This window comes from uncultured Schumannella sp., assembly GCF_905479755.1.
GTDB lineage: Bacteria > Actinomycetota > Actinomycetes > Actinomycetales > Microbacteriaceae > DCRR01.
Genome location: NZ_CAJQNT010000007.1, coordinates 23,375 through 38,090, shown reverse-complemented (window position 1 = coordinate 38,090; position 14,716 = coordinate 23,375). Strand labels below are relative to the sequence as shown.

13 protein-coding genes are annotated in these 14,716 nt (G+C 70.4%); 11 read left to right on the top strand and 2 right to left on the bottom strand.

The window, feature by feature from the left end; all coding sequences use genetic code 11:
* Positions 1-3 precede the first annotated feature (3 nt).
* The 6 genes from QZ258_RS02250 to QZ258_RS02225 all read left to right on the top strand — a co-directional run bounded on the left by QZ258_RS02250 (position 4) and on the right by QZ258_RS02225 (position 8,495).
* Positions 4-771 (top strand): M56 family metallopeptidase, encoded by a 768-nt coding sequence (locus QZ258_RS02250; protein WP_294178639.1) that lies wholly within the window; start codon positions 4-6, stop codon positions 769-771.
* A gap of 94 nt (positions 772-865) precedes the next feature.
* Entirely contained in the window at positions 866-1,822 is a 957-nt protein-coding gene (locus QZ258_RS02245; RefSeq protein WP_294178637.1) for an IS481 family transposase, read from the top strand.
* A gap of 64 nt (positions 1,823-1,886) precedes the next feature.
* Positions 1,887-2,603 (top strand): CAP domain-containing protein, encoded by a 717-nt coding sequence (locus QZ258_RS02240; protein ID WP_294178636.1) that lies wholly within the window; start codon positions 1,887-1,889, stop codon positions 2,601-2,603.
* A 133-nt stretch (positions 2,604-2,736) separates the two neighbouring features.
* Positions 2,737-5,253 carry an FAD-dependent oxidoreductase gene (locus QZ258_RS02235; RefSeq protein WP_294178634.1) on the top strand — a complete coding sequence of 839 codons (2,517 nt, stop codon included), beginning with the start codon at positions 2,737-2,739 and terminating at the stop codon, positions 5,251-5,253.
* Between the two features lie 18 nt (positions 5,254-5,271).
* Positions 5,272-7,377 carry a phosphate acetyltransferase gene (pta, locus tag QZ258_RS02230; RefSeq protein WP_294178632.1) on the top strand — a complete coding sequence of 702 codons (2,106 nt, stop codon included), beginning with the start codon at positions 5,272-5,274 and terminating at the stop codon, positions 7,375-7,377.
* Positions 7,374-8,495 carry an acetate/propionate family kinase gene (locus QZ258_RS02225; RefSeq protein WP_294178631.1) on the top strand — a complete coding sequence of 374 codons (1,122 nt, stop codon included), beginning with the start codon at positions 7,374-7,376 and terminating at the stop codon, positions 8,493-8,495. Before pta ends, QZ258_RS02225 begins: the two co-directional genes overlap by 4 nt.
* A gap of 794 nt (positions 8,496-9,289) precedes the next feature.
* On the opposite strand, the gene QZ258_RS02220 is transcribed toward QZ258_RS02225, so the two are convergent.
* Both QZ258_RS02220 and QZ258_RS02215 read right to left on the bottom strand, forming a co-directional pair.
* Positions 9,290-9,487, bottom strand: a complete 198-nt coding sequence (locus QZ258_RS02220; protein ID WP_294178630.1) for a hypothetical protein — start codon at positions 9,485-9,487, stop codon at positions 9,290-9,292.
* On the bottom strand, positions 9,484-10,374 hold the full coding sequence (locus QZ258_RS02215; protein ID WP_294178628.1) for a universal stress protein: 891 nt from the start codon (positions 10,372-10,374) through the stop codon (positions 9,484-9,486). Before QZ258_RS02215 ends, QZ258_RS02220 begins: the two co-directional genes overlap by 4 nt.
* Positions 10,375-10,468: 94 nt before the next feature.
* Between QZ258_RS02215 and QZ258_RS02210 the strand changes: the two genes are divergently transcribed.
* The 5 genes from QZ258_RS02210 (at position 10,469) to QZ258_RS02190 (ending at position 14,713) form a co-directional block, all read left to right on the top strand.
* The gene (locus QZ258_RS02210) at positions 10,469-12,208 is read left to right on the top strand and encodes a GAF domain-containing protein (RefSeq protein WP_294178627.1); all 1,740 of its coding nucleotides are present in this window, start codon (positions 10,469-10,471) and stop codon (positions 12,206-12,208) included.
* Positions 12,205-12,834 (top strand): response regulator transcription factor, encoded by a 630-nt coding sequence (locus QZ258_RS02205; protein WP_294178625.1) that lies wholly within the window; start codon positions 12,205-12,207, stop codon positions 12,832-12,834. Before QZ258_RS02210 ends, QZ258_RS02205 begins: the two co-directional genes overlap by 4 nt.
* A 66-nt stretch (positions 12,835-12,900) precedes the next feature.
* Positions 12,901-13,359 carry a BON domain-containing protein gene (locus QZ258_RS02200; RefSeq protein WP_294178623.1) on the top strand — a complete coding sequence of 153 codons (459 nt, stop codon included), beginning with the start codon at positions 12,901-12,903 and terminating at the stop codon, positions 13,357-13,359.
* On the top strand, positions 13,356-13,775 hold the full coding sequence (locus tag QZ258_RS02195; RefSeq protein ID WP_294178619.1) for a pyridoxamine 5'-phosphate oxidase family protein: 420 nt from the start codon (positions 13,356-13,358) through the stop codon (positions 13,773-13,775). The genes QZ258_RS02200 and QZ258_RS02195 overlap by 4 nt, the downstream gene beginning before the upstream one ends.
* 29 nt (positions 13,776-13,804) lie before the next feature.
* On the top strand, positions 13,805-14,713 hold the full coding sequence (locus QZ258_RS02190; RefSeq protein WP_294178617.1) for a cytochrome b/b6 domain-containing protein: 909 nt from the start codon (positions 13,805-13,807) through the stop codon (positions 14,711-14,713).
* Positions 14,714-14,716: the final 3 nt, after the last annotated feature.

Here is a 14,716-nt window from a genome sequence, read left to right as displayed (position 1 = left end):
TCCATGTTCGGAGCGCTCGCCCTCGCCCTCGCGCTGCTTGCCCTCGCGCTCGCGGTGCCCGTCCCGATCGCGCTCGCCCGCGCCGCGTGGCCGAGCCGCGCCCCCGTGCGGGCCCTCCTGCTCTGGCAGGCGATCGGTCTCGCCGGCGGGTTGTCGATGATCGGCGCCTTCGCCGCACTCGGCTACGGCATCCTTCCCGCCTCACGGCTCGGCGCCGGAATCGCGTTCGGCGCGGCACTCGTGCTCGCCGGCTATCTGCTCGGGCACCTCGTGGCCACCATCGTGATCGTCGCCCGGCAGCGCCGGCGTCACCACGCGCTGCTCGATCTGCTGACCTCCCCGCACCCGACGCGCGCCCAGACGCGCGTGCTCGACGACGCCGCACCGGTCGCCTACTGCTTGCCCCGCGGGGTCGGCTCGCTCACCGTGCTCTCGCAAGGACTGCTCGACAGGCTCAGCCCCGACGAACTGTCGGCGGTCATCGCCCACGAGCGCGCCCACGTCGAACAGCGCCACGACCTGCTGCTGCTCGCCTTCCGCGCCTGGCGCAGCGCCCTGCCCTGGTTCCCGATCGCCGTGCGCGCCGAAGCCGAGGTCGCCGTGCTCGTCGAGATCCTCGCCGACAACCGCGCCCGCCAGTCGACGAGCGACGAGGTGCTGGCACGCGCGATCCTCACCGTCGCGGATGCGCGCGGCGACGGCATCATCGACCTCGAGAGCCGCCGGCGCTCCGGACGCTCGGCCGACCGTGTGCGCCGCCTGATCAGCTAGGTGTAGTTCCTCGGGACGTTGTGATCGTTTGAGTTAGCGAAGACCTCCGGGACGATGTGGGTTACCACACACACGTCGCCAACCGGAGGTCTTCGTGACTCACGCTAATGCGCCCTTCGCCCCGGAGGGGCGACTTCGTCTTGCCAAACTGATTGTTGAGCGGGGGTGGTCCGCCCGGAGAGCTGCGGAGCGGTTTCAATGCTCGCCCGCGACTGCGTCGAAGTGGGCGGCGAGATATCGGGCCGGGTTGCCGATGACGGACCGGTCGTCGAGGCCGAAGACGTCGCCGCAGCGCAGCTCACGGCGGCTTGAGCACAGGATTGTCGCGTTGCGGTTCGTGCGCCGTTGGGGTCCACATCGCATCGGCTATCACCTCGGGGTTCCGCGATCGACAGTCGGCCGGGTGCTGGAACGGTATTCGATGCCGCTACTGCACCACCTCGATCAGGGCACCGGGTTGCCGGTTCGACGCTCTCGCCCGATCCGGTTCGAACGCGCAGCACCAGGAGAACTTGTCCACGTCGACATCAAGAAACAAGGGCGCATCCCCGACGGCGGCGGTCACCGAGTCCTGGGCAGAGCTGCCGCCCCGTCAACGCACCGCGGCCGCGGCTACTCGTTCCTGCACCACGCCGTCGATGACTTCTCGCGGCTGGCCTATTCCGAGATCTTGCCCGATGAGAAGAAGGAGACCGCCGCCGGTTTCTGGGTCCGCGCCAACGAGTTCTTCGCCGATGCCGGCATCACCGTCACCGCCGTGATGACCGACAACGGATCCTGCTATCGCTCCTATGCCTTCGCCGACGCTCTGGCAGGTGTCAAGCACCTCTGGACCAGGCCCTATCGCCCCCAGACGAACGGGAAGGTCGAACGCTTCAACCGCACCCTCGCCGCCGAATGGGCCTACGCCAGCAGCTACTCAAGCGACGAAGCCCGCGCAGACGAATATCCCCGCTGGCTGCATCACTACAATCACCATCGACCCCACACTGGAATCGGCGGCCTAACCCCAGCCCAACGCGTTCACAACGTCACGGGGAACTACAGCTAGGTCACGCCCCGCGCGAGGCCGCGATGTCACGGAACTCGCAGAAGACCCGTGTTAGACAGACCCCATGTTGCGTCGCGTCCTGCTCTCCGCCGCCACCGCGGTCGGCGCGAGCGTGCTGGTCGTCGGAGGCATCTACCTGCTCGCCGGCGCGGGGGCCGACACCCCACCCCAGACCGACACCGGCAGCGCGAGCGGGTTGCCGTTCGCCGCGGCCCCTCGGGTGGCGAGCGACGGTCCCGCCCGCGACGCGATCCTCGCCGCCCTGGAGGACGACGCCGAGGCGACCGACGACTCCGGTGGCGCGTCGTCATCACCGGACTCCGCTCCCGAGGCGAGCGAGGCGAGCGGGGCGAGCGAACCCTCGAGCCCCGCGGCACCGAGCCCCGCGGGCCCGACCGCCGACTACTCCGACCAGAACAGCGTGTTGTCACTCGTGAACGCGACGCGCGCCGAGGAGGGGCTGCCGCCGCTCACGATCAACGCGAAACTGTCGGCCGCCGCCGGGGCCCAGGCCGTGTATCAGGCGAGCAACCAGCAGATGACGCACGACGGCGGGGGCGGACTCGGCGCGCGCGTGACCGCGGCGGGCTACCGCTGGTGCGCCGTCGCCGAGAACGTCGCGGCGGGCTACACCTCCGGCGCCGCGGTCCACAACGGCTGGGTGGGCTCCCCCGGCCACCTCGCCAACATCCTGAGCGACAACACCCAGATGGGTCTCGCCAAGGCGACCGGGAGCGACGGCCGGGTGTACTGGGCCGAAGTCTTCGGCACTCCGTGTTGAGGCCCGACCGCACGACTCGGCGCTGCCCCTGAGGGACCTTCGGCACTGTCCGCGCGCCTGCTCGCCCTCTTGACTGGCAGGAGTCGACTCGCGACACGCGCGAGTTCCGACTCCCGAGGTGTGGAGGAACATCGTGAAGCTGGTCGTTGTCGGCGGCGTCGCCGCCGGAGCATCCGTCGCCGCCCGCGCGCGTCGCCTGGACGAGAACGCCGAGATCATCGTGCTCGAACGGGGCCACCACGTCTCGTTCGCCAACTGCGGTCTGCCGTACCACATCGGCGAGGTCATCACCGATCGCGACCGACTGCTGCTGCAGACGCCGGAGAGCCTGCGCGAGTCGCTCGACATCGATGTGCGGATCGCCAGCGACGTGACCTCGATCGACCGCGCCGCCAAGACCGTCACCGTGCGCGAGCTCGAGACCGGCCGCGAGTACACCGAGAGCTACGACGCCCTCGCGCTGTGCGTCGGCGCCGAACCGCTCCGCCCGCCGCTTCCCGGGATCGATCTGCCGGGCATCCACGTGCTGCGCCGCATCGGCGACATGGATCAGATCAAGGCGCAGCTCGACGCCGCTCTCGCCGCCGCCGAGGCGGGCGAGCGCGGACCGGTGCGCTGCGTCGTCATCGGCGCCGGCTACATCGGCCTGGAGATGGCCGAGAACCTGATTCACCGCGGCGCGAGCGTCGAGGTCGTCGAGATGGCCGACCAGATCCTCCCGCCGCTCGATCACGAGATCTCGGTGCCGCTCGAGCGCCACGCTCGCAGCCGCGGCATCGGACTCCACCTGAAGACCGCGGCCGCCGCCTTCACCCCGAACCCGAACGGCTCCCTCACGGTCGAGCTGAACAGTTCGGTGTTCCTGCCCGCCGACCTCGTCATCCTCTCGGCGGGCGTCCGGCCGTCCACGCGACTGGCGGTGGATGCGGGACTCGAACTCGGCGCGCACGGCGGCATCACCGTCGACACCCACATGCGGACCTCCGACCCGCACATCTGGGCCGCCGGCGACAGCGTCGAGACGCCGCACACCGTGCTGCCGGGCAGCTTTCTCGCGCCGCTCGCCGGGCCCGCCAACCGCGAGGCGCGCGTCGCGGCCGAGAACATCTGCGGGCGCGACACCGAGTACACGTCCACTCAGGGCACCTCGATCGTCAAAGTGTTCGACATGGTGGCCGGGGGCACCGGTGCGACCGAACGCCAACTGATCGCCGAGGGCGTCGACTACCGCGCCGTGCATGTGCACCCCTCCGGCCACGCCGGGTACTACCCGGGCACGGCGATGATGAACATGAAGTTGCTGTTCTCGCCCGCCGACGGCCGCATCCTCGGTGCACAGGTCGCCGGGTTCGACGGCGTCGACAAGCGCCTGGATGTCTTCGCCACCGCCCTGCGGGCAGGTCTCACCGTCTGGGATCTGCAAGAGCTCGAACTGGCCTACGCTCCCCCGTTCGGCTCGGCGAAAGACCCGGTCAACATGGCGGGATTCGTCGCGAGCAACGTGCTCCTCGGCGACTTCGACCTCTGGTACGCGCAGGAGTACCCGGCCGCCGTCGAGGGAGCGCGCGTGATCGACGTGCGCACCGAGGAGGAGTTCTCCATCTGGCACCTGCCGGGCGCCGAGAACGTGCCCCTCGCCACGATTCGGGAGGCCTCGAAAGATTGGGATCGCGCGACACCGCTGCGCCTGTACTGCGCGGTCGGCTTCCGCAGTTATCTGGCCCACCGCTCGCTCGTGCAGCGCGGCTTCACCGACGTCAAGACGCTCTCCGGCGGCTCGGAGACCTTCCGCTCGTGGCATGAGCTGGCCCCCGACACGGCCGAGCCGACGCCGGCGCTCATGGCCTACGCCGAATCCGCCGAACTGAAGGCGGCCGTCGCGCAGGCGAAGATCGTCGCCGAGGGCAGCGGCATCTCGGTCGACCTCGACTGCTCGGGCCTCGCCTGCCCCGGCCCGATCATGAAGCTCGCCGACAAGGTCAAGGAGCTGAACGCCGGTGACGAGGTCGTCGTCCACGTCTCGGACCCGGGTTTCGCGCTCGACGCACCCGCCTGGGTGCGCCGCAACGGCCACGAACTCGTCAGCATCACCCCGGAAGGCCCCGGCTACGTCGCCACCATCCGCAAGGGTGGTGCCGCGCCCTCGGCCTTCGGGCAGGGCGCCGTGGTCGCGCCGACGACCCCGAAGCTCTCGTTCGTCGTGTTCTCGGGCGACCTCGACAAGATCATCGCCGCGTTCATCATCGCCAACGGCGCGGTGGCGATGGGCGAAGAGGTGTCGATGTTCTTCACCTTCTGGGGCCTCAACGCGCTGCGCCGCGACGACCCGCCGAAGCGCGAACGCAGCGCAATGGACAAGATGTTCGGCGCGATGATGCCGCGCGGAGCCGACAAGCTCACCCTCTCGCAGATGCACATGATGGGCGCCGGCACGGCGATGATCAAGCAGGTCATGAAGAAGAACGGCGTCGCCTCGCTGCCCGAGCTGATCGCCTCGGCGCAGGCGGGCGGCGCGCGCCTGATCGGCTGCACAATGACGATGGACCTGCTCGGCATCGCCGAGTCCGACCTCATCGACGACGTCGAACTGGGCGGCGTCGCTACCTTCCTCGGTGAGGCGGCCGAGTCCACCACGACGCTGTTCATTTAGTCGCGTAGCGTGGGCACCGTGGCTACTCGGATCTACCTGAGCTCCGCCGAAGGCGGCACCGGCAAGTCGACCGTCGCCGTGGGCCTGGTCACGACGCTCCAGCGCAGCGTCGAGCGCGTCGGGGTGTTCCGCCCCATCGCGCGTTCCACGACCGAGCCCGACTACATCCTCGAGATGCTTCTCGAACATGCGAGCGCGGATCTTCACTACGAGGAGTGCATCGGCACCACCTACGCCGCGGTGCACGACGACCCGGATGCGGCCCTCGCGCGGATCGTGGAGCGTTTCGCGCGCATCGAGGAACGCTGCGACGCCGTCGTGATCCTCGGATCCGATTACACCGACGTCGGGACGCCCACGGAGCTGGGCGTCAACGGCCGGATCGCCGCCAACCTGGCCGCCAGCGTGCTGCTCGTGGTGGGCGGCCGTCGGGCCGACAGCGATGAGGCGCGCTCGCCCGAAGACATCGCCGAGGTGGCCGCGATCGCTGCCGGCGAGCTGCACTCCGAGCACGCCGACGTGCTCGCGATCATCGTGAATCGGGCCGACCCGGACCACCTCGACGAGGTGGTGGCCGCCGTGCGGCGCTCGACGCGCAACCACGACCTGCCGACCTGGGCGATCCCCGAAGACCACGAACTCGTCTCTCCGCTGTTGCGGACCGTTCTGGATGCGGCCGAAGCCGAACTGCTGCGCGGCGATGCCGAACTCCTCGACCGTCCCGTGCTCGACGTTGTCGTCGCGGGGATGACGCTCGAGAACGTGCTTCCGAGACTCCTCGAGGGCGCCGTCATCGTGGTCCCCGGTGACCGCTCCGACGTCCTGGTGGGCGCGGTCGTCGCGCACATGTCGGAGACCTTCCCGTCGCTGTCGGGCGTCGTCCTGAACGGCGGGTTCCCGGTCGCCGCCTCGATCGAGACGCTACTGGCCGGCCTGGACTCGCCGCTCCCGATCGCCCGCACCGCGCTCGGCACCTACGACACGGCGCTGCGGATCACCAACGCGCACAGCCGACTCGCCGCCGACTCGCCGCAGAAGTACGCGCGCGCACTCGCCCTGTTCGACGACCACGTCGACTCCGAGGCGCTCGTCGCGGCGCTGAGCCTCGCGCCCGCGGCGGTGATGACCCCGGTGAGGTTCGAGTACTCGCTGCTGGAACGCGCCCGCGCCAAACAGCGCCACATCGTCCTTCCCGAGGGAGGCGACGACCGCATCCTGCGCGCCGCCGGCATCGTCGTGGCGCGCGGAATCGCCCGGCTCACGATCCTCGGCGACGAGCGGGCCGTCCGCGCCCGCGCCGCCGAACTCGGGGTCGACCTCGGCGACACCGCGATCATCTCGACGAGCGACCCCGAACTGCACGAGAACTTCGCGCTCGAATACACCCGCCTGCGCGCCCACAAGGGCATCGCGCTCGAACAGGCGCGCGACACCATGACCGACGTCTCGTACTTCGGCACGATGATGGTGCACCTGGGGCTCGCCGACGGCATGGTCTCGGGCGCCGCCCACACCACCGCGCACACCATTCGCCCCGCCTTCGAGTTCGTCAAGACCGCCCCCGGCGTCTCGGTCGTTTCGAGCGTGTTCCTGATGGCGCTCGCCGACCGCGTGCTCGTCTACGGCGACTGCGCCGTGATTCCCGAGCCGACCACCGAACAACTCGCCGACATCGCCATCTCGGCGGCGCACACCGCGCGCACCTTCGGCATCGACCCGCGCGTCGCCATGCTCAGCTACTCGACCGGCGAATCAGGATCGGGCGCCGAGGTCGACCGTGTGCGTGCCGCCACGGCGCTCGTGCGCGAACGGGAGCCGCAGCTGCCGGTGGCGGGGCCGATCCAGTACGACGCCGCCGCCGACCCGACCGTCGGCGCCTCCAAAATGCCCGGCTCGGACGTCGCCGGGCGCGCGACCGTGTTCGTGTTCCCCGATCTCAACACCGGCAACAACACCTACAAAGCCGTGCAGCGCAGCGCCGGCGCGCTCGCCATCGGCCCGGTCCTCCAGGGACTGAACAAGCCCATCAACGACCTCTCGCGGGGCGCGTTGGTGCGCGACATCGTCAACACGATCGCGATCACTGCGATCCAGGCCCAGCAGGGAAGCGAGCCCGACGCGTGACCCACGTCTTCGTTGTGAACACCGGATCCTCGTCGATCAAGTACCGACTGCTCGAACTGCCGACCGGCGAGGTCCGCGCCTCCGGCATGATCGAGCGCATCGGCGTTCCCGGCTCTGGGGTCGCCGATCACGGCGAGGCGCTGCGACGCATCCGCGAGGAGCTCGGCGATGTCCCGGTGGATGTCATCGGACACCGCGTCGTGCACGGCGGCGCGATCTTCGACGGCCCCGCGCTCATCGACGACGAGGTGGAGGCGGCGATCGAGCGCCTCGCGGTGCTCGCGCCGCTGCACAACCCGCCCGCGCTGCTCGGCATCCGCGGGGCGCGGGCCGCCTTCCCCGATGTGCCGCACGTCGCGGTGTTCGACACGGCATTCCACGCCACCCTGCCGGTCGAAGCGCGCGAGTACGCGATCGACCGCGAGCTCGCCGCGCGCGCCGGGGTGCGCCGCTACGGCTTCCACGGCACCTCGTACCAGATCGTGTCCCGGCAGGCCGCGACCTTCCTCGACCGCCCGCTCGGCGAGCTACGCATGGTCGTCTTGCACCTCGGCAACGGCGCCTCGGCGGCCGCGATCTCCGGTGGCCGCTCGGTCGATACCTCGATGGGGATGACGCCGCTGCAAGGACTCGTGATGGGCACGCGCTCGGGCGACATCGATCCCGCCGTGCTCGTCCACCTGGCGCGCACGGAGGGCTTCACGATCGCCGAACTCTACACGCTCCTGAATCGCGAGAGCGGGCTCTTGGGGCTCTCCGGCCACGCCGACATGCGCGATGTGCACGCCGCAGCGGATGCGGGCGACGAGGCGGCGCGCGCGACGCTCGACATCGTCGTGCACCGGTTGCGGCACTACATCGGCGCCTACGCCGCGCAACTCGGCGGGATCGACGCGCTCGTGTTCACGGCGGGTGTCGGCGAGAACGATGCCGAGCTGCGCCGCCGCGCCGTCGAACGGCTCGGCTTCCTGGGGCTCTACGTCGACGACGCACTCAACGAGTCGGGCGCGCGCGGCGCCCGGCGCATCTCGCCCGACGACGCGCCGGTCGCGGTGCTCGTGGTGCCAACCGACGAGGAACGCGAGATCGCCGAGCAGTCGGCAGCCTTCGTCGCGTAGCGCCGCCCCGCCGCGCCCGCCGCCGCACCACCCCGCGCCCCGCCGCGCCCGCGCTACATCCGCGCGCTGCACCCCGCGCTGCACTGCACCCGCGCGCGCAACTACGCCCCGCTACACCGCGCTACGCCCCACTACACCCCGCGAGCGGTGCCAAAAGTGCCATCCCGGGCGCGCACACCCCACGTATCGCACCGCTCGCGGGGAGGACCGGGGGGGATGGGGCAGGAAGTTGCGCGGGGCGCACTGCACCCGCCGCGCCCGCGCTACACGCCCGCGCGCTACACGCCCGCGCGCTGCACGCCCGCGCGCGCTACACCCCCGCGCTGCAGCACTGCACCCCCGCGCGCAACTTCGCCCCGCTACACCGCGCTACGCCCCACTACACCCCGCGAGCGGTGCCAAAAGTGCCATCCCGGGCGCGCACACCCCACGTTTCGCACCGCTCGCGGGGAGTGCAGGAGGGAGCGGGCAGGAGGGATTGGCCAGGAGGGAGCCGGCAGGAAGTTGCGCGGGGCGCAGTGCACCCCGCCGCGCCCGCGCTACACGCCCGCGCACTGCACCCGCGCCCGGCCTCACCCCCGCGCACTGCACCGCGCCGCGCTGCACTGCACCCGCGCGCAACTACGCGCCGCTACACCGCGCTACGCCCCGCTACACCCCGCGAGCGGTGCCAAAAGTGCCATCCCGGGCGCGCACACCCCACGTTTCGCACCGCTCGCGGGGAGTGCAGGAGGGATGAGCGGGAGCGGGAGCGGGAGCGGGCACCGGCACCGGCACGGGCACCGGCACGGGAACTAGTCGAAGAACTCGGGCGGCTCGACGCGGTCGATCGGCGGTTGCATCCGCTGCAGGTTGCTCGCCGTGTGCGCCTTGAGCCGGCGCCACACGCGCACCGGAACTTCGCGCGGGCCGGGAGCGTTGGCCGCATCCGCCGCCCCGGGAAGCCAGCCGGGAAGTCCGGAGTACTCGTTCGAAGAAAAGCGCTCGGTCACAGTGTGGTTGCCCCGATGTGGGCTCCCGCGTCGACGACGGCGGGGCCGGATCCGGTGCGCGCGATCAGCACCGGCGCGTTGACGTTGAGAAGCACATCGTGCAGCACCGAGCCGATCGGCGAGCGCGTGGGCTCCAGGGATCCCGGGCCGAGCACGAGCAGCGCACGGTCCCGCGCCGCATCGAGGAGCACCTCGGCGGGGTCACGGTGCGCGATGCGAGCGCGGATCTCCAGTTGCGGTTGAACGGTCCGCGCGGCCCGCACCGCCGTGGTGACGACGTCGTTGTGCACCGTGCCCACGCGGGCGGACTCGACCGGGGCCCCGGGCATCCGGGGGGTCGCGTGCAGGAACAGCACCTCGTCACCCAGGCCCGCGGCCTCGAACGCGGCGGAACGCGCGACCGACTCGGCGGTCGCCGCACGGTCGATTCCCGCGACCACGCCGCGGCGGAAGCGAAGCTCGACGTCGGGAATCACGGCGACATCGCACGGGGCCGCCGTCGCAATCTGAACACTGCGCGAGCCGAGCACGCGCCCGTGCAGATAGCCGGTCTTGTGCGTGCCGATCACGAGAAGGTCGGCGGGACCCACCGCGTGCGCGAGCGCCCACGCGACGCTGCCGTCGGTCAACGCGGTCGACACGGTCAGGTGCGGATGCTCCGCCGCGACCTCACTGGCGGTGCGGTCGATCAGCTCGCGGGCCGCGTTCCGCGCCTCCGCGCCGAAGGTCGAACCCATCTCGCCGAAGTCGTCATCGACGACGTGGGCGAGCACGAGTTCGCGCGCGTCGCGTTCGGCGCGCCGCACCGCCCAGCGCAGTGCGGCCTCGCTCGGTGCCGTGCCGTCGATCCCGACGACGATGCGCCCTCGGGGCCCGAAATCCGTCATGTCAGCCTCACTCCTGTGATCTCCGTCGATTCCACGCCACCCGGCGGTGGACGAGTAGTGCCGAAGGTCCCACGCGCGGCGATAAACTCGCGGCGTGCCGGATGACCAGAAGTCACGCCCCGTGCCCGCACCCGGAAGTCTCGGCTTTCCGGATGCCCCGCGCTCCGAATTGGAGCGCTCGATCGGGGAAATGCTCGAGCACGCGCAGCGCGTTCTCGATACCGAGGGACGCCTGCAACACCTGCTCGCCGCCACCACGATCGTCGTCGAGGAGCTCGAACTCTCGCAGGTGCTGCGGCGCATCGCGGAGGTCGCCGTCGCCCTCGTCGACGCCCGCTACGGCGCGCTCGGCGTCATCGCCCCCGACGGGTCCCTCGAGCAGTTCATCCACGTCGGAATGTCGGAATCGGATGCCGACGCGATCGGGCATCTTCCCGAAGGTCACGGCCTCCTCGGCGCCGTGATCGATACGGGAGCACCGATCCGCCTCGAGGATCTGCACAGCGACCCGCGTTCGGCGGGGTTCCCGTCGCACCACCCGCCGATGGACTCCTTCCTCGGTGTCCCGATCCGCGTGCGCGACGAGGTGTTCGGCAACCTGTATCTCACCAACCGCGCGAGCGGCCCGTTCAGCGCGGAAGACCAGGAGCTCGTGACGGCGCTCGCCGCGACCGCGGGCATCGCGATCGAGAACGCGCGCCTGTTCGGCGAGACGCGTCGCCGTCAGCGCTGGAGCGCCGCGCTCGCCGAGGTCAGTGCAGCGCTGTTGTCCGGCAGCTCCGAGAACATGCTGCACGTCGTTGTCGACCGCGTCGCCTCGCTCGTCGATGCCGATCTGGTCTCGGTGGTCGTGCCGAGTGACGACGGCGAGACCTTCCTGGTAGACACGGCGCGCGGTGACGGATCGGAGGCGCTGACCGCCACGCGGTTCCCGGCCGCCGGGTCGATCTCGGCGCGGGCGATCGAGAGCGAACGCGCCATCGCGACCGATGACAGCGACGATGGGGTCATGTTCGGCGGTGCGGTCGAGGTCGGTCCGGTGATCGCGGTTCCGCTTGCCGCGTCCGGGCATCCGCTCGGAGTTTTGACCCTGTGCCGCGCGCGCGGGGCGTTGCGTTTCACCGAGGCGGATCTGGAGATGGCGTCCGAGTTCGCCACGCAGGCGAGCGTCGCGCTGGAGCTCGCCCGCATGCAGGCCGACTCCCGCAAGCTCGAACTCATCGAGGATCGCAACCGGATCGCGCGCGACCTGCACGATCATGTGATCCAGCAGCTGTTCGCGACCGGTCTCACGCTGCAGAGCGTCGCCGCCTCGGCGGGCGGCCCGGAGCGGGCCATCCTGGAGCGCCAGGTGGAGGCGATCGACGACGCGATCTCGGAGATCCGCACCGCCGTGTTCACGCTGCGCACCCGCACCGCCTCGCGCACGCCGTCGCTGCGGCACCGCGTGCTCGACCTGGTCGGTGAGGTGACCGAGAGCCTCGAGTCGGCCCCACGACTCACCTTCGGCGGCGCGGTGGATCTGCTGGTCGCCGACGAGCTGGCGGACGACGTCATTGCGGTCGCGCGCGAACTGCTCAGCAATGTCGTCCGGCACGCCCAGGCGTCCACCTGCGCGCTCGACCTCCGGGTCACCGACGAGGCCCTCACGCTCCGCGTCGAGGATGACGGCCGAGGGCTCGGCGACGTCACGCGCCGCAGCGGTCTCGACAACCTCGGGGTGCGCGCGCAGCAACGCGGTGGCGCGTTCGAGCTGGGTGACGCCACCCCGCACGGCACGATCGCCACCTGGTCGGTACCGTTGTCGACGAGCCCGAACGGAGTGACCGCGTGATTCGAGTGTTTCTGGTTGACGACCACGAGCTGGTGCGCCGCGGCATCGCCGACATCGTGGATGCCGAACGCGACCTGGAGGTCGTCGGCGAGTGCGGCACCGCACGCCAGACGCTCGGCCGGGTGAGCGCCACCCGGCCCGACGTGGTGGTGCTGGATGTGCGTTTGCCGGATGGTTCCGGCGTCGACGTCTGCCGTGCGATCCGATCGGCGCACCCCGACATTGCGTGCCTCATGCTCACCGCCTACGACGACGATGAGGCGAGCGAGGCGGCGGTGCTCGCCGGAGCGGCCGGCTACGTCTTGAAGGACATCCGCGGCAAGAACCTCATCGACGGAATCCGTCTCGTGGCGGCAGGCGGAAGCCTCATCACCCGCTCGGTTTCCGAGCGCGTCGTGTCCCGGCTGGCGCCGGCCGAGGCGCAGGGCGGCCCCGAGCTGACGCTGCGCGAGCGGCAGGTGCTCGATCTGATCGGCGCGGGCCTGACCAATCGCCAGATCGGCGAGCGACTCGAACTGGCCGAGAAAACGGTCAAGAACTACGTCTCGGGGCTGTTGGCCAAGCTCGGCCTCGAACGGCGCACGCAGGCCGCGGTCTACGCGGTCAAGCGCGACATCGAACCGTAGCGGGACTTTCGGCCCTCGCATCTTCCGCTCGCCGGGCGCACACTGGCGAGAACGGAAGGACCGGCGATGGTGACGAAACGGCGACAGCACGAACGGGCCGCCCACGTCCGGAACGCTCTGAAGTCCTGTCCGGATCTGGATGCCACCCGCATCCGCGTGGTCATCGAGGACAGCGTGGTGCACCTTCGCGGCGCGGTGCGGACGCACTCGGCGCGCGTTCTGGCACGGGAGCTCGCCTGCGCGGCGGACGGCGTCGAGAACGTCGTCGACGAGCTGGACGTCGCCCCGGTTGCGACCGGCTGGCGGCGCAGCGATGACGCCATCGCTCGTTCGGTGCGCTGGGCGCTGGCGCGCGAACCGGTGGCGGCGGCCGATGTCACCGCGTCGGTCGAACAGCACGTCGTCACCCTGAGCGGCGAGGTCCCCGACCGCGCCGCGTTGCAGCGCCTGCGCCACCGCGTGGAACGCATCCGCGGGGTGCATTTCGTTCACAACCAGTTGCGAGTCCCAGGAGGAACACCATGACCGACGACCCGGTTCGCGAACTCGAGTCCGCCGAATGCTGGACCGAGCTCCGCACGGCGGCGCTCGGGCGTCTGGCGCTGTGCGTCGGCGGCGAGATCGACATCTTTCCGATCAACTTCGTCGTCGATGACGACGACGTGATCTACCTTCGCACCGCCCCGGGCACGAAACTGCTGGAGCTCAGCATCAACGATCACGTCGCGCTGGAGATCGATCGGGTCAGCGACGCCGATGCGGTGAGCGTCGTGGTCAAGGGGCGCGCCGAGCGGGTGGAGGTGCAGTCCGAGATGGACGCGGCAGAACAGTTGGGGCTGCAGCCGTGGATCCCAACGCTCAAGTACCGCTGGGTGCGCATCCGTCCGGAGACGGTGAGCGGTCGCGCCTTCGTGCGCGGGCCGGAGCCGACCCGCGAATGAACACCGGTCGGGGCCGCTAGCGTAGGAGCGTGACACGACTTCGCGAGCGACGCTGGTTTCCGCTCGTCTGGATCATTCCCGCGGCGCTCGTGCTGTTGGCTCTCGCGATCGTGGCGGCACGCTGGCTGCGCGAGACCCCCGAGTGGGTCGAGTTCGCCGCGAGCTTCCCGGGCACGACGGAGCTGCCGGCGGGCTCCCCCGTGGGGTTACCCGCGTGGCTTGGCTGGCAGCATTTCCTGAACTCGTTCTTCCTGCTGTTCATCGTGCGCTCGGCGCTGTTGATTCGCGGCAAGCAGCGCCCGCCCGCGTTCGTGACGCGCCGGAACGAGGGGATGCTCCGCACGAAGGGCGCCCCGCGCCGGTTGAGCATTCACGTCTGGTGGCACCTGGTCGTTGACACGCTGTGGGTCGTCAATGGCGTCGTGTACGTCGTGCTGCTGTTCGCGAGCGGGCAGTGGGTGCGGGTGGTCCCGCTCGGCTGGGACGTCATCCCGAACGCGGTGACCGCGGGCGTGCAGTACCTCTCGCTCGACTGGCCGGCGCACGAGGGCTGGGTGCATTACAACGCCCTGCAGCTGCTGAGCTACTTCGCGACCGTGTTCCTCGCCGGTCCGCTCGCGCTGCTCACCGGGCTGCGGCTGTCGCCGGTGTGGAAGCACGAGTGGCGCATCAACCGCCTTCTCACCGAGAAGCTCGCGCGCTCACTGCACTTCGGGGTGCTCGTCTACTTCATCGCCTTCACGGTCGTGCACGTCGGACTCGTGCTCACGACGGGCGCGCTGCGCAACCTCAACACGATGTACGCCGGTCGCACCGATGACTCGTGGGTCGGCGCGCTCGTCTTCGCGGGCTCGCTCGTCGTGATGCTCGCGGCCTGGGTGCTGCTGCGCGTTCCCGTGCAGAAGAAGATCGCGCTGCTCGGCGGCACCGTCCGTTAGGAC